At 59.1% G+C, this 19,934-nt stretch carries 18 protein-coding genes and 2 tRNA genes; 7 read left to right on the top strand and 13 right to left on the bottom strand.

The annotated features are described in order from the left end of the window. Positions 1 to 75: 75 nt before the first annotated feature. The 5 genes from scpB to V0U79_RS12215 all read right to left on the bottom strand — a co-directional run bounded on the left by scpB (position 76) and on the right by V0U79_RS12215 (position 4,753). Entirely contained in the window at positions 76 to 846 is a 771-nt protein-coding gene (gene scpB / locus V0U79_RS12235) for an SMC-Scp complex subunit ScpB (protein WP_330199801.1), read from the bottom strand. Further along, complete coding sequence (locus V0U79_RS12230; protein ID WP_330199800.1) at positions 843 to 1,646, bottom strand: segregation and condensation protein A; 804 nt, start codon at positions 1,644 to 1,646, stop codon at positions 843 to 845. Before V0U79_RS12230 ends, scpB begins: the two co-directional genes overlap by 4 nt. Continuing rightward, positions 1,643 to 2,656, bottom strand: coding sequence for a beta-N-acetylhexosaminidase (gene nagZ / locus V0U79_RS12225; protein ID WP_330199799.1), 1,014 nt, complete (start codon positions 2,654 to 2,656; stop codon positions 1,643 to 1,645). The genes V0U79_RS12230 and nagZ overlap by 4 nt, the downstream gene beginning before the upstream one ends. Then, positions 2,653 to 3,489: an SPOR domain-containing protein gene (locus tag V0U79_RS12220; RefSeq protein WP_330199798.1), complete on the bottom strand. Its 837-nt coding sequence runs from the start codon at positions 3,487 to 3,489 to the stop codon at positions 2,653 to 2,655. The genes nagZ and V0U79_RS12220 overlap by 4 nt, the downstream gene beginning before the upstream one ends. A 73-nt stretch (positions 3,490 to 3,562) precedes the next feature. Further along, positions 3,563 to 4,753, bottom strand: coding sequence for a deoxyguanosinetriphosphate triphosphohydrolase (locus V0U79_RS12215; protein WP_330199797.1), 1,191 nt, complete (start codon positions 4,751 to 4,753; stop codon positions 3,563 to 3,565). Positions 4,754 to 4,836: 83 nt separating this feature from the next. Here V0U79_RS12215 and erpA point away from each other — a divergent pair, with 83 nt between their 5' ends. The 5 genes from erpA (at position 4,837) to V0U79_RS12190 (ending at position 7,978) form a co-directional block, all read left to right on the top strand. Then, a complete protein-coding gene (gene erpA / locus V0U79_RS12210; protein WP_330199796.1) occupies positions 4,837 to 5,166 on the top strand; it encodes an iron-sulfur cluster insertion protein ErpA in 330 nt (109 codons plus the stop codon). Continuing rightward, a complete protein-coding gene (locus V0U79_RS12205; protein ID WP_330199795.1) occupies positions 5,136 to 5,858 on the top strand; it encodes a nitroreductase in 723 nt (240 codons plus the stop codon). The genes erpA and V0U79_RS12205 overlap by 31 nt, the downstream gene beginning before the upstream one ends. A gap of 9 nt (positions 5,859 to 5,867) precedes the next feature. Continuing rightward, positions 5,868 to 6,656, top strand: coding sequence for an exodeoxyribonuclease III (locus tag V0U79_RS12200; protein WP_330199794.1), 789 nt, complete (start codon positions 5,868 to 5,870; stop codon positions 6,654 to 6,656). A gap of 99 nt (positions 6,657 to 6,755) precedes the next feature. Beyond that, the gene (locus V0U79_RS12195; RefSeq protein ID WP_330199793.1) at positions 6,756 to 7,133 is read left to right on the top strand and encodes a hypothetical protein; all 378 of its coding nucleotides are present in this window, start codon (positions 6,756 to 6,758) and stop codon (positions 7,131 to 7,133) included. Then, positions 7,130 to 7,978: a DUF2145 domain-containing protein gene (locus V0U79_RS12190; RefSeq protein WP_330199792.1), complete on the top strand. Its 849-nt coding sequence runs from the start codon at positions 7,130 to 7,132 to the stop codon at positions 7,976 to 7,978. The genes V0U79_RS12195 and V0U79_RS12190 overlap by 4 nt, the downstream gene beginning before the upstream one ends. Here the strand turns inward: V0U79_RS12190 and V0U79_RS12185 are convergent. The 6 genes from V0U79_RS12185 to V0U79_RS12160 all read right to left on the bottom strand — a co-directional run bounded on the left by V0U79_RS12185 (position 7,951) and on the right by V0U79_RS12160 (position 15,676). After that, a complete protein-coding gene (locus V0U79_RS12185) occupies positions 7,951 to 8,988 on the bottom strand; it encodes a hypothetical protein (protein WP_330199791.1) in 1,038 nt (345 codons plus the stop codon). The two genes, V0U79_RS12190 and V0U79_RS12185, sit on opposite strands and share 28 nt — an antisense overlap. Beyond that, the gene (locus V0U79_RS12180) at positions 8,985 to 9,974 is read right to left on the bottom strand and encodes a DUF3137 domain-containing protein (RefSeq protein ID WP_330199790.1); all 990 of its coding nucleotides are present in this window, start codon (positions 9,972 to 9,974) and stop codon (positions 8,985 to 8,987) included. The genes V0U79_RS12185 and V0U79_RS12180 overlap by 4 nt, the downstream gene beginning before the upstream one ends. A 45-nt stretch (positions 9,975 to 10,019) precedes the next feature. Continuing rightward, positions 10,020 to 12,743 carry a valine--tRNA ligase gene (locus tag V0U79_RS12175; RefSeq protein ID WP_330199789.1) on the bottom strand — a complete coding sequence of 908 codons (2,724 nt, stop codon included), beginning with the start codon at positions 12,741 to 12,743 and terminating at the stop codon, positions 10,020 to 10,022. 68 nt (positions 12,744 to 12,811) lie between these two features. Next, positions 12,812 to 13,435: a DUF2497 domain-containing protein gene (locus tag V0U79_RS12170; RefSeq protein WP_330199788.1), complete on the bottom strand. Its 624-nt coding sequence runs from the start codon at positions 13,433 to 13,435 to the stop codon at positions 12,812 to 12,814. 94 nt (positions 13,436 to 13,529) lie between these two features. Continuing rightward, complete coding sequence (locus V0U79_RS12165; RefSeq protein WP_330199787.1) at positions 13,530 to 14,879, bottom strand: TolC family outer membrane protein; 1,350 nt, start codon at positions 14,877 to 14,879, stop codon at positions 13,530 to 13,532. Positions 14,880 to 15,022: 143 nt separating this feature from the next. Then, entirely contained in the window at positions 15,023 to 15,676 is a 654-nt protein-coding gene (locus V0U79_RS12160) for a protein-L-isoaspartate O-methyltransferase family protein (RefSeq protein WP_330199786.1), read from the bottom strand. Positions 15,677 to 15,817: 141 nt separating this feature from the next. Here V0U79_RS12160 and V0U79_RS12155 point away from each other — a divergent pair. Then, positions 15,818 to 15,891: transfer RNA gene (locus tag V0U79_RS12155), tRNA-Cys, on the top strand. 53 nt (positions 15,892 to 15,944) lie between these two features. On the opposite strand, the gene V0U79_RS12150 is transcribed toward V0U79_RS12155, so the two are convergent. After that, the gene (locus V0U79_RS12150) at positions 15,945 to 16,292 is read right to left on the bottom strand and encodes an Mpo1-like protein (RefSeq protein WP_330199785.1); all 348 of its coding nucleotides are present in this window, start codon (positions 16,290 to 16,292) and stop codon (positions 15,945 to 15,947) included. Positions 16,293 to 16,546: 254 nt separating this feature from the next. On the opposite strand from V0U79_RS12150, the gene V0U79_RS12145 reads away from it, so the two are divergent. Beyond that, positions 16,547 to 16,622, top strand: a tRNA-Asn gene (locus V0U79_RS12145). Positions 16,623 to 17,192: 570 nt separating this feature from the next. On the opposite strand, the gene V0U79_RS12140 is transcribed toward V0U79_RS12145, so the two are convergent. Beyond that, the coding region (locus V0U79_RS12140) for an Ig-like domain-containing protein (RefSeq protein WP_330199784.1) at positions 17,193 to 19,934 on the bottom strand (2,742 nt) is incomplete at its 5' end.

Here is a 19,934-nt window from a genome sequence, read left to right as displayed (position 1 = left end):
TTCCTCCTCCGGAAGCCCGATTTTTTATAGGATTAGACGAGCCAAACGCACACGTCCATTTTCCAAGTCAGGAAATCAGTCGGTTTCGCCGTCTTCTTCCATGAAATCGACATGGAAGAGATGCGCATCATCTTCCGGGTCCAGCGGGTCTTCGTCATCGCTCGCGCCGCCCAATCCCGGATCCGGCACTTCAAAGCCCGGCGGCAAACGGGCATCCAGCAACCCGGCCGCCTTGAGGTCCGCCTGTCCCGGCAGATCGGCAATCCCGCCGAGACCGAAATACTGGAGGAAGCTGTTCGTCGTGCCATAGGTCACCGGCCGCCCCGGCGACCGCCGCCGGCCACGAGGCCGTATCCAGTTCAATTCGAACAACAAATCGAGTGTCCCCTTGGACACCGCCACGCCGCGGATCTCCTCGATCTCGGCGCGGGTCACAGGCTGGTGGTAGGCAATGATGGCCAGCGTCTCGAGACCAGCATCCGACAGCTTGCGCGGTTCTTCGCGGATTTCCTCCAGCAGGCCACGCAGATCCGGCGCCGTCTCAAACCGCCAGCGTCCGCCAACTTCCGTCAGATTGACGCCGCGATCGGCGTAGTCTTCCTGCAAAGCTGCCAACAGGGCCTCGACATCTGATTCTGCAGGCAGACGAGTCTGAAGGGTTTCGATATCCAGTGGTTCGGATGCCGCAAACAGCAAGGCTTCCATCCGCCGCAGGCGTTCCTTCTCGGCATTGACGGCCAGACGCGGCCCTTTTTCCTCGCTACCGGTCTCGGCCTCGCCCTGGCGCTCGGCACGCGCACGAAGTTTTTCAATCGCTTCGCTGATGAGGTCCGGCTTGTCCGTCATGCCTCTTTTCCGCTGTCCTTGCCCTTCACCTCAATGGGATCATAGGCTTTGGCCTGACGCAATTCGGCGCGGCCATCTTTTGTCACTTCCAGCGCGGCAAGTGTGGAACTCGCCAGAACCGACCGGCGAGGCGGTGGATCCATGCCCAGCTCTGCGCCTTGCGGCAAAAGGCTCTCCAGTGTCTTCCAGTCCTTCACTTCGGGCAAAAGCCGTTCGAGGCGGACGCGCGCCGTATCCAGCGCGTAAACCTTGGGAAGCTTGGGCGTGTAATTCGCACGTATCGTGGCCTGCCTCCGCTTCGAATAAGCGCTCAACAGATCATAGAGATTGGCCTCATAGCGCGACGCGCGCAGCGTCCGCACGCCCTCGGGCATGCCACGCGGAAACACGTCGCGGCGGTAGAGCTTGCCAGAAAACAGTGCTTCACCCGCCGCGCGCATGGCATCCAGCCGGCGCAAGCGGAATGCCAGTGCAGCCGCCATCTGCTCCGGTTCGAGCGCTTCCTCGTCCTTGGCAGGTTTGGGCAAGAGTAGGCGGGATTTGAGATAGGCCAGCCAGCTCGCCATCACGAGGTATTCGGCGGCGAGGTCAAGGCGCTTGCGGGCGGCATTGACAAAGGCCAGGTACTGTTCAGCCAGCTCGAGGATCGACAGCTTGGTCAGATCGATCTTTTTCTTGCGCGCCAGCGCCAGAAGCAGGTGCAATGGGCCTTCATAGCCATCGAGATCGACGATCAGCGCTTCATGATCGGCATCTTCAGCGGCCTCGAAGGGCAGGTCTTCCTCGAACTCGTCGCTCATGCCGCCACCCCCGACAGGAGGTCATCCAGGGCTGCAACCCCCTTGTCGAAGTTATAGCCCTCCCCCCGGTCGCGCGCCGCCTCTGCGGCAAGAGCACGCTCAGCAGCCCGGCCTGTCAGCGGTGGACAGGCATCGGCAATGGCGTCCATCTCCGTACGGTCGCCATTACAATGAAGAACCAGGTCGCAACCCGCCTCCAGAGACCGTTGCGTCTTTTCCTGAAATGATCCGCTGAGCGCCTTCATGGAGAGATCATCCGTCATCAGGAGACCGTCAAAACCGGTTTCGTTTCGGATATAGGACACCGCCTTGTCGGACATGGTCGCCGGCGTTTGGCGGTCCAACGCGTCATAGACAATGTGCGCGGTCATCGCCATCGGCGCATGTTTTAGAGCGGCAAACGGCGCAAAATCTGTTTTTTCCAGCAATTCCAGTGGTTCACGAACACGCGGCAGATGGAAATGGCTGTCCGCATCAGCCCGGCCATGCCCCGGAATGTGCTTGACCACCGGCGCAACACCGCCCGCCATCAGCCCATCCATCGCCGCCTGCCCCAGAGCGGCAATCATTTCAACGTCATCGCCATAGGCCCGGTCGCCGATGACAGCATCCGCTCCCTTGATGGCGAGGTCGAGACAGGGTGCGCAATCTGCATCGATACCACTGGCAGCGAGCTCATGCGCGATCAGGCGATGATTGATCCAGGTCGCCTCGATGCCTGCCTCGCGATCCTGACGGTAGAGCTTGCCGAAGACCGCGGCCGGTGGCGCTTCGCGCCATAGCGGCGCGCGCAGGCGCTGCACGCGCCCACCTTCCTGATCAATGAAAACCGGCGCATTGCGGCCCACACTGTCACGCAGGCTGACGCACAGTTTCGCCAACTGCTTGGGGCTTTCGACATTACGCGCAAACAGGATGAACCCCCACGGATCCGCATCGTGGAAAAAACGCCGCTCGCCCTCATCGAGAACCGGCCCCTTGAGGCCGAAGATCATTGCCCGTGCGCTCATCGGCGGGTGGCGTAACAATCCTGCCCGCGCGATTGCAGCACCTGGCAATAGGCCGACGCTTCATCGCGTCCGGCAAAAGCCGCAATACGCAAGCGGTGATAGGTTCCACGTCCCTCGATTTCGGCGGCCTGGATATCCGGCGATGCGCCGGCCGCAATGTCGGAAAAACCGGTGACAAAATTCACCCAGGCACCTTCAGCTTCTTCCTCGGTGCGGAAGGATCCGATCTGCACCACCCAGCTGCCATCGGACACTGGCGCGGGAACAGCAAGGCTCGCCGCCGTATTGGTTTCTTGCGCAGGTGGTGGCGGCGGAGGCGGTGGTGGTGGCGGCGGAACCGGCGTCGTCTCCTCCTCTGCCTCGACTGCGGCCTGCTGTTGCGCGGGCGGGCTGTCAGGTGTTTCGGCCGGCCGTTCCGCTGGCGTCTGGATTGCCGCCTCATCCGGCGTGGTCTCCTCCAGCCTCAACGCAGGCCGGCCGCCGTCCGTGACCGGTTCTTCAGGCCCGTCGCGCACGGTTGTTTCACCGGCGCCGTCCCCGTCTTCTCCGGAGATCAGATTGTAGGCTTCGATATCGAGGTCCGGCGTCTCTGCACCGCCGGGATCTGCCGGGCGTTCACGGTAGGGCGAGGAATCGGCGAGTATTCGCGGGGGAGCATCTCGGTCGCGCACGCCCTGCTGATAAGCACTCCAGACCACGGCGACGAACAGAACAAAAACCGCAAAGGCTGTGGTCAATAGCAAGGGTCCGCGCCGCGATTCTCCGCGCGCGTCGAAGGTTTCTTCATCGTCATAGTCGTCCCCGTGGGGATATTCGCTGTCGCGATCGCTCATGGCGTTCCGTTCTTCATGCGGCGAATCACCTGACTGCCTTCAGGATAACACCAATAAAAGGTGTCAAAGGGGGTCAGAAATAGCCCTGAACTGTGAATAACCGCCGGTGTTCTTCCAGTGCATAGCGGTCGGTCATACCTGCAATGTAGTCACAAACCAGCCGGGCCAGCTCCGTACTGCCCGGATCACCCGCCTGTTTGCGAAACCGGGTCGGCAAAAGACCGGGGTCGGCGGTGAACAATTCGAACAATTCCTTCACCACCCGCTCGGCCTGCGCCATCATACGGTTCACCTTGTAATGACGGTACATGTTGGCAAAGAGATGGCGGCGCAGATCGGCCAGCTCGATCAGCATATCATTCGAGAAGGCTGCGGTTTCATTTCCAGCATGGCGGACGGCATCCGCGCTGTCGGGCTGCAGCACTTCCAGGCGCTTGCGGGTTTCTTTCAGAACATCGTCCACCATCACACCGATCAGCTCACGCACCATTTCCAGAACCTGGATTTCGCCGCTGGCAGCGGGATAGCGCGCGCGAACCCGGTCCAGTGTGCGGCCAACCAGAGCCAGCTTGGCCAGCTCATCCAGATCCAGGAGACCGGCCCGGAGCCCGTCATCAATGTCGTGGTTATTGTAGGCGATATCATCGGACAGGGCGGCGATCTGGGCTTCCAGAGACGCGAAACTGTCGAGCTCCAGTTCGCGCCAGTGCGAGTAATCAGTGATACCCCAGTTGAGTGCGCTTTCCGGCCGCGCCTTGGTGATCAGCGGACCGTTGTGTTTGACGATCCCCTCGACTGTCTCCCAGGTCAGGTTCAGGCCTTCAAACTCGGCATAACGCACTTCGGACTTGGTCACGATACGCAGCGTATGGGCGTTGTGATCGAAGCCGCCGAAATCTTTCATGCATTCGGCCAGTGCCCGTTCGCCGGCATGACCAAAAGGCGGGTGGCCCATATCGTGGGCCAGCGCCAGCGCTTCGGTCAAATCCTCATCCGCATTCAGAGCCCGGGCGATGGTGCGGGCAATCTGGGCCACCTCCAGTGAATGGGTCAGGCGCGTTCGGTAGTGATCGCCTTCATGCGCAACGAAAACCTGTGTCTTTTCCTTCAGCCGGCGAAAGGCAGTTGTATGGATGATCCGATCACGATCTCTCTGGAAAGCGGTTCGCGAGGCGCTGTCGGCTTGCGGATAGACCCGCCCGCGCGATTGCGAAGGGTGGCAGGCATAGGCCGCACGGCTCCGGTCTGTCGCACCGACACTCATGGCATCTCCATCGCGGGGTTTGCGTTCCGCCTTGCGCGGTCCATATATCACCACAGGATAAAACGAAAGCGGAGCCCGTCCCTGTGACAACGCCCCAGATCGAACTGACCGAGCGCGCCGCAAAGCGCATCAATGCCATTCTCGAAAGCGAGAAAGCCGGCCTTCTGCGGATTTCCGTCGAAGGCGGCGGTTGTTCCGGCTTTTCCTACAAGTTTGACCTCGACCAGTCGGCAACAGACGATGATACTGTTCTGGAACGCGACGGCGCAAAGGTGGCAATCGACTCGGCCTCCCTGCCCTTCCTGGCTGATTGCACGATCGATTTCACCGACGATCTGATCGGCGCAACCTTCAGGATCGAGAACCCCAATGCCACAGCGGCGTGTGGCTGCGGCGTGTCTTTTTCGATCTGATGGACATTCTCACCGCAATCCGCGAGCGGATTTCCACGCGCGCCTTCCTGGACAAGCCGGTGTCTGAAGACACCGTCCGCGCCATTCTGGATGATGCGCGCTGGGCACCATCCGGCGGCAATCTCCAGCCCTGGAAAGTCCATGTCGTGGCGGGCAAGGCCAGGCAGGCCGTCATTGATGCCGTGAAGGCAAAGATGGAGACCGATCCCTTCGCTGACGAGAATTCATTCCCGGTCTATCCGGAAAAGCTTTGGGAGCCCTATCGCTCGCGCCGCTATGCGGTCGGCGAGCAAATGTATGAGATCCTGAACATCCCGCGCGAAGACAAGATGGGGCGATTGGGCCAAGTTTTGAAGAATTTCGACTTCTTCGATGCACCCGTCGGCCTCTTCTTCACCATCGACCCGAAGATGAACCCCAATCAGTGGGCGCATCTTGGTATGTTCATCTATGCCGTCACCCTCGCCGCCGAAGGCCATGGCCTCGCCACCTGCATGCAGGAAGCCTGGACAAGGTTTACCCTCACGGTTGGAAAAGTTCTGGATCTGCCCGAAGACGAGCAGGTCTATTGCGGCCTGGCGCTGGGTTATGCCGATCCGGACGCGCCACTGAACACCATGCGCACGGCGCGGGCAAGCGTCGATGAAATAGCAGGCTTCCGGGGCTTTGACGGCTCAAACGACGCGGCATAAGCAGAGCCCATGACCCTCACTATCGCCACCTGGAACGTCAACTCGATCAAGGCCCGCCTGGAGAATGTGCTCGACTGGCTGCGCGAGGCATCGCCTGACATTGTCTGCCTGCAGGAAATCAAGACGGTGGACGAGAATTTCCCGCGACTGGAGATCGAGGACCTTGGCTATAATGTCGAGACCCACGGCCAGAAGAGCTATAATGGCGTGGCCATTCTTTCGAAATTTCCGATCGAGGACGTCGTGGCCGGCTTGCCCGGCGATGATCAGGACGAGCAGGCGCGCTATCTCGAAGCGGTGATCTCGGCCGATAGCGGTGTGGTGCGTGTCGCCTCTATCTATCTGCCCAATGGCAACCCGGCTCCGGGGCCGAAATTCGATTACAAGCTGGCCTGGATGAAGCGCCTGAATGCTCGCGCCACAGAGCTCCTCAAATATGAGGAAGTTCTGGTGCTTGCCGGCGACTACAATGTCATTCCCGGTAACAGCGATGTCCATGATCCGGCGGCCTGGGAAGGCGATGCCCTCACCCGCCCGGAATCCCGCGCCGCATTCCGCGAGCTGTTATTCCAGGGATATTCCAGCGCGTTCGAGCAATGCGATGGCCGCGCGCACCAGTACACGTTCTGGGATTATCAGGCCGGTGCCTGGCAAAAAGACCATGGCATCCGCATCGACCATCTGCTCTGCTCGCCCCAGGCTGCAGACAAACTCAAATCGGTCGAGATCCATAAAAAGGTGCGAGGTAAAACGAAAGCGTCCGATCACGTGCCGGTAGTCGGGACGTTCGAAATATAGAGCGCTCGCAGATTCAAATGTAAATTTGATTCACGCTTTTATTCATCAAGCATTCAGTGCGTGATCATTCACATACCTACCCAGATGAGGGAGGAGTGAATGAAATTTACATTTGGCATTATAGCCCTAGGCCTTCTCACGACAAGCCCACCTGCATTCGCACAGGACTCGGCCGCGGCATCCGGTGACTCTGCTGAAGGCTCGGCCCTTCTAACGGGTGAACTGGTGGAATCCGGCATCCCGGTTGCGCTCGGCTCGGCTGTTCTTCTGGCCGGCGGGACGATTGCCCTGGCAACCGGAGAGATTGTCTATCTCGAAGAAGGCGCGGAACTGGGCGCAGACATCATGTCATTCGGCTTTGAACAGGCCGGGCCGCTCTTTGTCAGCGACGAAGTGATCGTCGCCGCCCCGCCGGCACCGGATGTCCCCTTCGAGCCGGCTGACGATCCCCTGCAGCCGGGAGGCAAACCACAATGAGCCGCTCCATCTTGCTGCGAATCCGCTATGCAGGACTGACCGGAATAGTGTTGGCGGTCCTCTTTCTGGTGATCGTTCCCAACGCCAATGCCGGGTCGGGTGCGGCGCCCGCCAACCGCTTCTCAGTTGAAGAGGCAGCCGATTTCTCCAAACAAATCGAACGCGATCTAGCCGCCAGAGGCGCCCGGATCGCGCTCGTCTTCCGGACCGGGCGGGACCGCGAAGATCTGCCCGACGGAGTCCGTTACACGCATGGCGCATTCTGGGTCTACCAGCCAATCCGGACCGAAGACGGTGAAACGCTCTACGGGTATGCCGTCTACAATCTCTATCACGGTGAGGAGGATCGTCTGGTTTCAAACCTCGTTCAGGACTGGCCGCTGGATTTTGCCCGCGGCGATGTGGTCGGCGAGGCCGGGATCATTATTCCGTCACCGGAAATGCAGCGGCGCCTGTTCGAGGTGATGACCTCTTCGACCTATTCCGACATGCATAACCCGGCCTACTCGCTGGTCTCGAACCCGTTCAACGGCCGCTATCAGAACTGCAATGAATTCATTCTGCGGGTTCTCGCAGCCGCTGTCTGGGAAACCGATGATCCGGTATTCATCCAGGAGGCCATCAACACGCATTTCCGCCCAGCTCATATCCGTGCGGGATTCATGATGCGGGTGTTTGGCCCCTCGGTGGACGAGCGCCTGCGGATCGACGATCACAATGGCGCTATTCGCACCGTGACCTTCCGCTCACTGGCTGACTTCATGCAGACGAACAATCTCGCATCGGATGTCTACGAACTCACGGCCGATCACCTTTCTCAGGGAGTGGGCGAGTCTGATGCATGATTATTCAGGGCCTTCGTCATCACCGATACGGCCTCCATAATCTTGTGCAACTTCTCATCAAAACCAGCGATCACGACCATATCCATGGCACCGCGAGAGCTTGAAGAGTCTCTGAAGAGGCGACCGATATCGATGGTGAGTCTGAACATGTAGTCGCCGCCATTATCGGGCGTTACGGCCAAACACAGCTGATTATATGGAAACAGATCGGCAGATTTCAGCGCTGCCTCGCACACAGTTCCGCCCGGAATTTTAAACGAGCGAAGTCTCTCCGGGATCCATATTTGATACCTTTCTGAAAGTGCAGAGTCTTCCACGCGCCTTTCATATTTTTCTTGGAGATATGTATTTCGCTCCAACAGCTCGAGACTGTGAATTTCACGCCGGCGCGGAACCAGCACGAACGGCGGGCCAGAATAATCCGGCAATCCAGCCTCAACGCCCTGCCCGATAAAAACAGTCCGCCAGTTGCGCCGATAAAGGTCAGGATAATTCACCCTGTTGAGCTGCAATTGCTTCACTTCGATTTCCTGAATCGAAAGAGCATTCGGCGCACTTCGCGCATACCGTCGCGAATAGACTACCTTTTCCCCGCTAGGCAACAGATCGAGCATGTCGAATGGCGAATGACACTGATTTCGGTCGGTATCACCAAACGCATCGCTGAATGGCGACATATGCGGGTCGGTCCGCTGACTTCCCTGACTTGATAGCTCATAGGGCTCAAGGATTGTTTGTTCGATGATTGGTTTGAGTTCTTTTTCCAGTGCGCCCAATGGGCGATAAGCGAAGCTGGCGGCAGCCCCCGCGATCAAGATCCAGAGAGCGACGCGCAAGGGTGCGGGAACAAGGTCGATCCACCAAAGTCCCGCGGCCGTCGCCACCGCTGAAGCCAGGCTCAACATCAGGAAATTACGGTAAGCGGCACCATAGCGTTTCTTGTATGGGGCCAGGCGGCGCTCGACTTCTCGAACGCGCCCGGAACCTTTGCCGGCTTCAATTGCCGTCACTTTGATTGATCCGCCAGAACATCCTCGTCCAGCTCTGGCGGGCGGACCATCAGGTCGAGCATGCCGGTTACCATCTCGATTTCATGCAGCAGGGTTCGGACGCGGCCTTCATCATCAAGCGGTTTGAACAGACTGCCCGGCTCGAACAGATTGCCCGTCTCGACGGCAATCAGCAATTCTCCGCCGCCCTGGCGTTCATCGAATGCGGCCCGCACTTTCTTGCCCTTCACGGCGTTTTCCAGGGCAATCAGCCGCTCCATGAAGGTGGGTGTCAGCAGGTAGCGGGACATCACCTGATCGGTGGAATAGACCTCGAAAATATTCTCGAATTTCGGATCGACCAGACCGACCTTCTTCAGCTTGTTGCCGAACGTCTTCCGGCCCCATCCTTCAAAAGCGTTGAATATGCCCTTGTCGCGGGTAATGACCGTCAGCCCTTCGACAGTGCGGGGAAACTCGATGCGGATCATCAGCCCCCGGAACACGGTCACCCAATAGGTGCGTTTGTCCGAATGGCGTTTTTCTTCCAGCTTGGCCTCATAAAGCTCGAAAACCGAGCCGTGGCGTTCGCCGATAAAATGATCTTCGAAGGAGCGGCGGTCCGAGGACGGGATCAGACCATGCTCGCGGAATACATCAAACCGCGCCGGGACGGGCGGCTTCAACGAATAACGCATGGAGGATACTTCTGCGAGACGGTTGAGAAGCCCGACTTTCACCTCACGGCGCAGGGCCGTGAATTTCCGGCCACCGAGATATCCGCCGAGCACACCTAATCCGATCAGCGCAAAAAAGCCGAACTGCGGCACGCCCAGCCCGGCCAGGACGATCAGGCCAACCACGCCGCCAACAATCCCGCCGCCGGTGCCGATGAACAGCTCACGAACCGCCACTTTCCGCCGGGATTCACGTTCGGCAAGGAAGGGCGAAAGTTCCTCGCGCCAGATGGTTTCCATTTCAGAGGATAGTTGTTGAGTCCCGGTCATGGGCCGAGGCTAACGGCCTCGCGAAAAGGGTCAAACCCAATTTCGTTATCCCAACCGTGCCCGGGCTTCCCTCAGAGCATCCTTCTGCGCCGTATATTCCACCAGCTTCGCGCGTTCTCCGGCGACGACGGCCTCCGGCGCATTGGCGACAAATTTCTCATTGCCCAGCTTTTTCTCGAGCCGGAGAATTTCGCCGGCGACCTTCTCGATTTCCTTTTCGAGGCGTGCGCGCTCGGCATCAAAATCGATGACCCCTTCCAGCGGCAGCGCATAGGTCACCTCGTCGACCACGATCTGGGCTGAACCGTCCGGCGTTGCGGCCGCAGGCGCGATCGATTCCAACCGGGCCAACCGGCAAATCAGCGCCGAATGACGCTGCAGACGCGCAGCCAGATCGGCATCGCCGCTCACCGCCAGCGCATCCGGCTTGGCATTTGGCGGAATATTCATTTCCGAGCGCAGTTTGCGGATCTCGGTGATCAGACTGACCAGCCAGTTCATTTCCGCCTGCGCGGTCTCATTGGCCAGCCCGTCCAGCTTCGGCCAGTCAGCAACGATCAGAAGGCCATCACGTCCAGAATCCCCTGCCGTCTTGGCCCATAATTCCTCGGTCACGAATGGCATGAAGGGATGAAGCAGCTTCAACGCCACTTCCAGCACATAGGCCGTCGTTGCGCGCGTCTCGGCCTTGGCGGCTTCATCATCGCCAGACAGAAGCGGCTTGGCGAATTCCAGATGCCAGTCGCAGAACACATTCCAGACAAAGCGGTAGGCTGCGCCCGCCGCCTCGTTGAACTTGTAGGTTTCCAGTCCCTTCGCGACAGCGGCGCTGGCGGCTTCAGCCTCGCCCAGCAACCATTGATTGACCGTCTGCTTTACCGCCTTCGGATCGAAATCCTGTTGCGGCAGGCAGTCATTCATCAGGCAGAAGCGCGCCGCATTCCAAAGCTTGGTCCCGAAATTCCGGTAGCCCTCGACGCGCTCTTTCGACATGCGGATATCGCGCCCCTGCGCGGCCAACGCGGCCAGGGTGAAGCGGACGGCATCGGCGCCGAATTCGTCGATCAGCTCGAGCGGATCGATCACATTGCCCTTGGACTTGGACATCTTGGCGCCGTGCTCGTCACGGACCAGCGCGTGGATATAGACGTCATGGAACGGGATCTCGTGGCGGAAATGCAGGCCCTGCATCATCATCCGGGCAACCCAGAAGAAGATGATGTCGAACGCGGTCACCAGCACCGAGGTCGGATAGAAGCGTTCCAGTTCCTTTGTCTCGTCCGGCCAGCCCAGCGTCGAGAACGGCCATAGCGCCGAGGAGAACCAGGTGTCGAGAACGTCCTCGTCCTGGGTCAGGGTCTTGCCGCCCGCCTTGGAAATAGCCTCAGCTTCGCTCTCGGCGACATAGACATTACCGTCTTCATCATACCAGGCCGGAATCCGGTGTCCCCACCAGAGCTGGCGCGAAATGCACCAGGGCTGGATGTTGCGCATCCAGTTGAAATAGGTGTTTTCCCAGTTCTTTGGATGGAATTTGGTGCGGCCGCCCTCGACTGCAGCAATGGCGTCTTTCGCCAGTACATCGGCCTTCACGAACCACTGGTCCGTCAGGAAGGGTTCGACGACCACACCGGACCGGTCACCGAAGGGCTGTTGCACCTTGCGGTCCTCGACCCCGTCCAGCAGACCCAGCGCCTCCATGCGCTCAACCAGCTCCTTGCGCGCCTCGAACCGGTCCAGACCGCGCCATTCCTCGGGAATGCGGTCCAACCCGTCGACTTTCTCATCGGTGATTTCGCGGATCAGCCGGGCTTCACGGTCAAACAGATTGACCATGGGCAGACCCTGCCGTTCGCCGACCATGAAGTCGTTGAAGTCATGCGCCGGGGTAATCTTCACCGCCCCGGAGCCCTGCTCCGGATCGGCATGCTCATCGGCCACGATCGGAATTTCCACATCAGCGATGGGCAGGCGCAATGTCTTGCCGACAAGGCCGGCATAGCGCTCATCATCCGGGTGCACGGCCACGCCGGTATCGCCAAGCACGGTTTCCGGGCGCGTGGTGGCCACGACGACATAGTCGCGCGTTTCCCACTCGGTCGGCTTGCCATCCTCGTCAAAGGCAATCGGGAATTGATAGGTCGAGCCATCCGCCAGCGGATAGCGGAAGCGCCAGAAATGCCCGTCGACTTCCTTGTTCTCGACCTCGAGGTCGGAAATCGCTGTCTGGAAATGCGGGTCCCAGTTCACCAGGCGCTTGTCGCGATAGATCAGGCCTTCTTCATAAAGCGCGACGAAGACCTTCAGCACCGCCTTGGACAGGCCCTCATCCATGGTGAAACGCTCGCGGCTCCAGTCACAGGAGGCCCCCAGCCGGCGCAGCTGGTTCATGATCGTGCCGCCGGATTCTTCCTTCCATTCCCAGACGCGCTCGATGAAGGCATCGCGGCCCATGTCGCGGCGGGAGATATTCCCTTCGGCGGCCAGCTGGCGCTCGACCACCATCTGGGTCGCGATACCGGCATGGTCGGTGCCCGGCTGCCACAACACAGATTTGCCCAGCATGCGCTGATACCGGATCAGCACATCCTGAAGCGTATTGTTCAGAGCATGGCCGATATGCAGGCTGCCCGTTACGTTGGGTGGGGGAATGACAATCGAGAACGTTTCAGCGTTCGGGGCGTCCTTCGGCTGGAAGGTCCCGGCGTTTTCCCACTCCGCGTAGAGGCGCGGTTCGGCGGCTTTCGGATCAAAGGTCTTGTTTAGCATGGCGGCGGATACATAAAGGGCGCCGACGGTTTCGTCGACGCCCTGTTGTTGTCTGTTTCAGAAAAGGCTCAGCGTCGACGCGAAATTCGCTCGATTTCCGATTCGACCTTCTCCTCGACGATGCGTGGCAGATTGGCGTCCAGCCACTCCTTCAGCATCGGGCGCATCATCTCGCGGACAATGCCTTCCAGGGTCAGGCCGTCTGCGCTGGCAACACGAAGGTTTTCAGCCAGGGCGTCAAATGCGCCGGCAGCCGCCGTCGCGGCCGGAGCCCCGACCAGCGTTTCGGCATCCTCGCTGACGTCCGCAACCGGTTCAGGGGCCGGTTCCGGTTCGGCTTCCATGGCCGGCTCGGGCTCAGGCTCCGGTTCGGGTTCCGGCTCGGCAGCAATTTCCGGCTCGTCTTCACGATCTACAATCATCAGATCATCATCGACAGCCAGCGGATCGGTCCCGGACGATTCGTCCTCAACCGTATCGGTCAGCTCGAGCACTTCTTCTTCCGGTTCTTCCTCAGCCTCGGCGACCGGTTCGGGCTCTGGTTCTGGCTCGGCAGCAGGTTCGGGCTCGGCTGCGGCTTCCGGCTCCGCAGCAGCTTCGCTCTCGCCGCTGTCTTCGTCCTCGTCAATGATCCGGCGGATCGAAGCGAGGATTTCTTCCATGGACGGTTCGTTTTCAGCAGCTTCAGTCATAAGCGCGCGATTCCTTGTTCATCGCTTCCCCTGTTGAGGGAATAAAACCGGTGTTGGGGCTATGTGTCCAGCCGCCAACACCAGTTTTTCAATGCTAATTCCACGGCGTCAGATCGAAATTCGCGCGTGTAGGCTCGCTCAGATAGGGTTCCGGGTCGCCGGAAATTTCCAGCGTTTCCGCGGTCAGAAGGCCCATCGCCTGCAACAGGGTAAGGCCGGCTACATACGAATCACGCTCTGCGCTGACCAGCGTCAGTCGCGCTTCGAGCAATTCCTGCTCGGCGTTCAGAACATCCAGTGTCGTCCGCAGGCCGACAAAAGCTTCCTGCTGCACACCTTCCAGCGCGATCTCATTGGCCTCGACCGAGCGCTGGCTCGAATCAATCACCGACCGGCTGGCAATCAGCGTGTTGAAGGCCGTGGTCACGACTTCCTCAACTTGACGGCGGGCGGCAATCACCCGGATGCGGGCCTGATCTGCATTGAAGGTCGCCTGACGAACGCGCGACCGGTTCAGGCCGCCCGTATAGAGTGGCACAGAAACCGACGCAGTAACGGAGTAGCGATCTGTCTGATCGCCAGACAAATTCTGGTCATTGGTCCGGCTGGCAGACGCGTTCAGCGAAACATCTGGTGAGTAGGCGCCACGGGCCGAGCGAATATTTGCAATCGCCGAATCTTCATTGAAAGCGGCCGCACGGAGAACGGGGCTATAATCCAGAGCGATTTCCAGAGCATCCTCGACCGATTGCGGCATTTCGGGCAGCGGCGGCTCTGGCGTCAGTGTTGCCGGATATTGCCCCACGACGGCGTCATAGCGGGCACGGCTGGCGGCCAGTTGCGACAGGGCTGCAGCCAGCTGGGCGCGGGCGCTGGCGAGACGGGCTTCAGCCTGGGAAACATCCGTGCGGGTAATCTCGCCGACTTCGAACCGGTCTTCGGCGGCGTCCAGCTGTGCCAGAAGGACTTCAACATTATTGCGGCGGATCTGGGCAATTGCGCCATCGCGCCGGACGTCCAGAAATGCGGTTGCGGCCTGCAAAAGGACGGTCTGTTCGGTGGTCCTCAGACCTTCACGGGCCGCCAGCACATTGGCTTCGGCCTGATTGATGGCGCCAGTGATCTCGCCGCCCCGCCAGATCGCCTGGCTGGCATCAATACGATAATTCTGCGGTGTTACGCTGTCAGTGCGGTTGCCGAAGAAGCCACCCGACTGTTCGGTGCGCGTGCTGGAAATGCTGGCTTGCGCCGACACACTGGGAAGCCAGGCAGAGCGCGCTTGTGTCACGCTCTCCTCAATGGCCCTGACGCCGGCCCGTTCGGCCTGCAGGGTGGGGTTCGACCGGTAGGTCAGCTCCAGCGTTTCTTCGAAAGTCTGGGCATTGGCGGGATTGGCGATGACAGCGGCGGCCAAGACACCGGTACAGATGATCTGCTTGAACATGTGGGTTCCTCGAATTTCACCGCAGTTTATACAGCAATGCACGCCAGCATAGTGTCGGCTTTGTAAGATTTATAACGAAGCCGAATTAAGTGAACAGCGTTCACTTAGTAAGCCCCCACCCAAAATCAAGCAGGCCGTCAGGCCTAGAACACGAATCCGGGCTCGCGCTCGAATCCGGGGATCAGCCGCGGCGTAGCGTCAAACACAACGCGGTGACCGATACTGTCGCCCGAGCGGGTGTAGATCGTCGCCTTGCCCACAGGACCCTTGCGGGCCACCACGGCCAGCCGACCACCATCCTTGAGCTGGTCGAACCAGGCGCGCGGCGTTTCCTCGACAGCACCCTCCACGAATATCACGTCATACGGTCCCTGCCCCGCAGCGCCGGCATGAGGGTCGCCCTTGATCACCACGGCATTGTCACAGCCGGCATCGCTGAGCGCGAGGGAAGCCTTCTCAACCAGCTTGTCGTCTGCTTCGACACCTACCACGGTTTCCGCGAGGCGCGACAGAACCGCTGCGGCATAGCCTCGCCCACTGGCAATGTTCAGGACCAGATCCTTGTCGCCGATATCAGCAGCCTGGATCAGCATGGCCAGCTCGCGCGGCCGCATCATCCAGCGCCCGGACGCCGCCTCGACCTCGCAATCAGCATAGGCAATGGCCTGCTTGCTTTTCGGCAGGAAGGTCTCCCGCGGCAGGGTCCGCATGGCTTTCAGCAGACGGCGTTCGGTAACGTCCGCTGTGTGAACCTGGCTGTCGACCATGGCGTCGCGTTCGCGTGAGAAATCGAGCACGGATGCCCCCCTTCTGTCGTTAATGCGCGCCGCTTATATCGCGCGTTGAAAGCCTGCGGCAACACCTGATGACGGCATTCGTGCGAAGACACGTTGCCGCATGAATTCGCCTCGGTTACAAACGCGCTTCACCGCAAGGATGGCTCCGTGGCGGAGTGGTGACGCAGCGGATTGCAAATCCGTGTACCCCGGTTCGATTCCGGGCGGAGCCTCCAGCACTTCCGGCAAGAACTTCAGAAACTCATTCCGTTGCACTTCACGCAATGAATCAACTTTGTCCGGCGGGCGTGACGGGAATTCCGGCGCGTTCCAGCTCGGCATCCAGCTTTCCCGTCAGCGCCAGCCACAGCATGTGATAATCGCCGCGCAGCGACCACAACGGGTAGGTAAACGTCGCCGGCTTGTTGCGCTCGACAAAGGCATGACTGACCCAGGCGAAGAAATATCCGGCAACCGGCGGCAGCAACAGCGCCCACCAGGTCTGTGTCGCCAGCGCATATATCAGCACTCCGATCGCCAGAATCGATCCGATATAGTGGAAATAGCGAGTCACCGGCTTGGCGTGCTCTTGTAGATAGTAGGGAAAGAAATCGCGATATGTTGTGTATTCGCGCATATACGGCGCCCTCCCGATAAGACTTTTTCAAACAGGTTGAATCTTTTTCGACCCAATCCGCAAGTCGTTAACCTAACATTTACCCTCTTTAGGGAAAGTGTAACTGTCTTCCCGTGAAGACACCCCACCATCCACCCAATGCCTTATCGGGAGCCTTTTGGCTCCCGATCTTTCTTTGTGCATTTGAGTGGATTGCAAGGCTTGCCGGCGGAAGCGTTCCGGTGATATAGCCGCCCGCTCATTGAGTTGGTTATTCCCTGGTAGCTCAGTTGGTAGAGCAGGTGACTGTTAATCACCGGGTCGGCGGTTCGAGCCCGTCCCAGGGAGCCATCTTTTTCAATAGCTTAGTATGTTTTATAGGGCCCGCGGTGGGCCCTCTTTTGCGTCTGGGGTTCCGCTGGGGTTCCGAACAGCCGCTACCCCCACACCCGCCAAATGCAGAAATGAAACCCCTAAGGCGGTAACTGTGGGACGTAAAAACTCCCGCCGGAGCAGAATCACAAGTCTATTGCGCATCAATATCTCGCGGCAATCCGATACAGAGATTGCTCGACCCAAATTAATTCAGATTACCGGATCTTGGGATTGTCGCATGGGTTGTAAGGCCCGCTCGCAGAAACTGTTTGAATGAAAGCACTGTCAACTTCTGTGCCCCTGGTTGGTGGTCCGAGTTTAAAGTCAGGGCCCAGAAGGTCATGAGCGGCTTTGTGCCATGAGGGATTAAGCGAAAGGCGGCACATAAGCAGCCTACAAGATGGCGCTTGATGCCACCGATCGATATCCAAAATGCGAATTAGGCCATGCGCGACTACCGGCTATCGAAATCGGAATACTGACTTTCGCCGCCCCAACAGATCGTCACTTTTGCATCGGGAACCAGCAGTCGCTAAAATTTTCATCTTATTGTGGAAGTCGCCAGCCCCTATTGGCGTTCGCAATTAACAGTACAGCCTCGCCGTTGTCATTGACCGGTATGTTGAGGACGCCAAGATATTCACCAGAGTGTGAACAGCCACTAAGTATCACCGTTGCCGCATCCCGCGCAGCCAACGGCGCGTCGGCGTAGACCGAACAAGACCCAATCCGACCACGCAACTCGCCTGCCTCGGTCAAGACAACATCTTCACCGAAACGGCCGGCATAATCCAACCAGCTTTCTGCGCTGTCGCCACGCATATCGCGCACGCCCCAGAAGTGGCCCGTCTCAGGCGCCCAAGGCGGACCAAAGTGGATCGCACCATTACTCATCCAAATACCCACTTCATTGGAGAGCAAAAAGAGGCCGCGGCCGTCTGTTGGCTCACCCAGAGCCGCAATGCTCAACTGTGAAACCATTTGACCATCATCCACGAGAACGGCCCCCCCCTCCATGACGAACAAGTCGGCGCGCGTCAGCCCTGGCCAGACGCCATCCGGCTGCCGAAGCAACACACTCCAGCGACCAGACGGCATAGATGACACCATAAATGGATCATCATCGGATGTGGGAGCCATAACAGCGGCACTCGTCGAAGAGCGCAGGACGCCATTGCCATCTCTAAAGCGCAAGAACACCCGAGAGTTCGCAGGATCAAACGGAATGCCGGCAGCGCTGACATCGCGAACAAAAGCCGCAAAGAATAATGGATCGGAACCATTCATCACTGTGGTCAAATTGCTGCTACGCGGTGTAATGCAGACGGATGAAGCATTGATCTGGCAGACATCGACCGCAACGGGCAGCTTTACGGCACCTGTATCAACCGAGACGGTTAAGGTAACTTGGCCAGGCCCGGCCGTCCCGTCACCTACACCTATATTAATCGCCGAAGCGGTCATAAATGCGATCCGGTCAGGCGGCAGAATGCGGATCACACCGTCACCTGATATCGTCGCGTTGATTGATAGAATGTCTGGGGTCGGAGCTGGGCCGATATTCAGCGAAACCGAACTCACGCCGACGATGGGATCGAGGCTGGCATTTTCGCACACCACCATGGGCAAGTACTGATACCCACCATCGCCAGTTTGGGCCGACGGCGTCATACCCAGCACGAAGCTAAGGGTTCCACCTGCCGCAATATCAAAGAGTGGATCAGACGGTCCGGTTGGGTTTCCTGAGGCGTCTATCTGGCTGTAGTTCAGAGTGAAGGGCGCATCTGACGGCGCCGTCACACGGCAAGATTGGGCAGGTGTTGTCGCTGAACTTACCACAGACAGGAACGCAGACAGGGCGGGACCGCCAACATAGCCAGAGCGCGCTCCGGGAAGGGTCGCGGCAACGATCTGGCCCGCTGGTGGGTTGTCCAGTACAAATCGAGCCGTCACGGTCGCATCCCGCTTTAGTCCAATTTCACACGTCGTTTCCGTTTCCTCACGGCAGTCTCCGGTTTGCCATCCGGCAAACGAGGAGCCAGGCTCGGGCGTTGCCGTCAGCGTGACGACCGAGGCATAAGTGAAATCGGTAGCGCAGCTGGCAGTACAGTCCACGCCAGCAGGACTACTGGTAACCCTACCGGCTCCGACACCCGGCATCTGCAATGTCAGGGTACGGTTCTGATCATGAGTTATCAAAAGCGGTGTAGCTGCCGTATTTTCATTGTCGGCCTCATCACGCGCAGCACCGGCAGGAATCTCGATAACCAGATTGGCCCCATAACCCGGGAAAATCGTGGCAGTGTATTCCAACTCGCTGAGGGCAATCAGATTCTGAGCATCAAAATCGTTGGCATCGCCGCCAGACCGTATGTCGTCTATGGAAAAGCCAGAAACGGCCTCCGAAAACGAGATCGAGATCTCGAAAGGCGCCCTTACTGGGCTCATTGCTGCGGTCGTGATCGAAACCGTCGGCGCCGTGTTATCGAGCGTATAGCTGGCCTCGTTCGCGCCGGTCGGTGTCGTGTTGATCAATGCATTGCCCGCTTCGTCAGTAATGTTCTGGGCTGCAGCAAAAGACAGCGCAACCACGCCATTGTAGCTCGCCAGATCCCCGCCTGAGGCCATCACCGTGAAGGAAGATGAAGACACCGCAAACGGAGCCGCAAGGTTACCGCCGGTCACGCTTGGCGGCAGGGCCACCGCTAGCGGGGAGACATTCGTGATCGTGCCGGTCGTACCAGATATAACAAAGTCGGCCGTATCAATGCCCGTCACGTCTTCAGAGAAGCGTACCGTCCAGCCCAGCGTATCGCTGTTCGTCACCTCGCCTTCTAGGTCGCGAAGTATCGACACCACCGTGGGCGCTTCCGTATCGTTGATGACATTATAGGTCTCATCGGTCGCTGGCTCAGCGCCATTGAGGGTATTGCCTGCTAGGTCGGCGATATCCTGACCAGCAGCCACATCCAGGCCGACGCGGCCGTTGAGGCTAGCCAGGTCACCGCCGGAAACCGTTAGCAAATAGCTGGCATCCGATCCGGCTAGAACTCCTGTTGCGCTTGTTCCCGAGATCACAAAATCTTCGGCCGTGACATTAGTCACCGCCTCTTCGAACGCGATCGCAAATACCAAGCTGTCGGCATCGGTCTGCTCAGTCGCCGGCGTGTTGCGCAGGATAGACAACAAGATGGGTGCTGTCTGGTCATTCTCGACAGAGAACTGTGTCGCCGCCGTGTTGTTGTTGCCGGCAGCGTCTGCGGCGACATCGGCCGCAACATCCACCGT

The sequence above is a fragment of the Hyphobacterium lacteum genome (genome assembly GCF_036330345.1).
GTDB classification, from domain to species: Bacteria; Pseudomonadota; Alphaproteobacteria; order Caulobacterales; family Maricaulaceae; genus Hyphobacterium; species Hyphobacterium lacteum.
Note: the sequence above shows the minus strand (reverse complement) of the source record. Positions and strands in the feature narration are given on the sequence as shown.

What these genes read in the sequence shown, in the direction of transcription:
- V0U79_RS12220 (WP_330199798.1), bottom strand. Translation starts at nt 3,489, where the DNA reads ATGAGCGATCGCGACAGCGAATATCCCCACGGGGACGACTATGACGAT.
- V0U79_RS12230 (WP_330199800.1), bottom strand. Translation starts at nt 1,646, where the DNA reads ATGAGCGACGAGTTCGAGGAAGACCTGCCCTTCGAGGCCGCTGAAGAT.
- V0U79_RS12180 (WP_330199790.1), bottom strand. Translation starts at nt 9,974, where the DNA reads ATGACCGGGACTCAACAACTATCCTCTGAAATGGAAACCATCTGGCGC.
- scpB (WP_330199801.1), bottom strand. Translation starts at nt 846, where the DNA reads ATGACGGACAAGCCGGACCTCATCAGCGAAGCGATTGAAAAACTTCGT.
- V0U79_RS12175 (WP_330199789.1), bottom strand. Translation starts at nt 12,743, where the DNA reads ATGCTAAACAAGACCTTTGATCCGAAAGCCGCCGAACCGCGCCTCTAC.
- V0U79_RS12165 (WP_330199787.1), bottom strand. Translation starts at nt 14,879, where the DNA reads ATGTTCAAGCAGATCATCTGTACCGGTGTCTTGGCCGCCGCTGTCATC.
- V0U79_RS12215 (WP_330199797.1), bottom strand. Translation starts at nt 4,753, where the DNA reads ATGAGTGTCGGTGCGACAGACCGGAGCCGTGCGGCCTATGCCTGCCAC.
- V0U79_RS12200 (WP_330199794.1), top strand. Translation starts at nt 5,868, where the DNA reads ATGACCCTCACTATCGCCACCTGGAACGTCAACTCGATCAAGGCCCGC.
- nagZ (WP_330199799.1), bottom strand. Translation starts at nt 2,656, where the DNA reads ATGAGCGCACGGGCAATGATCTTCGGCCTCAAGGGGCCGGTTCTCGAT.
- V0U79_RS12190 (WP_330199792.1), top strand. Translation starts at nt 7,130, where the DNA reads ATGAGCCGCTCCATCTTGCTGCGAATCCGCTATGCAGGACTGACCGGA.
- V0U79_RS12170 (WP_330199788.1), bottom strand. Translation starts at nt 13,435, where the DNA reads ATGACTGAAGCTGCTGAAAACGAACCGTCCATGGAAGAAATCCTCGCT.
- V0U79_RS12150 (WP_330199785.1), bottom strand. Translation starts at nt 16,292, where the DNA reads ATGCGCGAATACACAACATATCGCGATTTCTTTCCCTACTATCTACAA.
- V0U79_RS12195 (WP_330199793.1), top strand. Translation starts at nt 6,756, where the DNA reads ATGAAATTTACATTTGGCATTATAGCCCTAGGCCTTCTCACGACAAGC.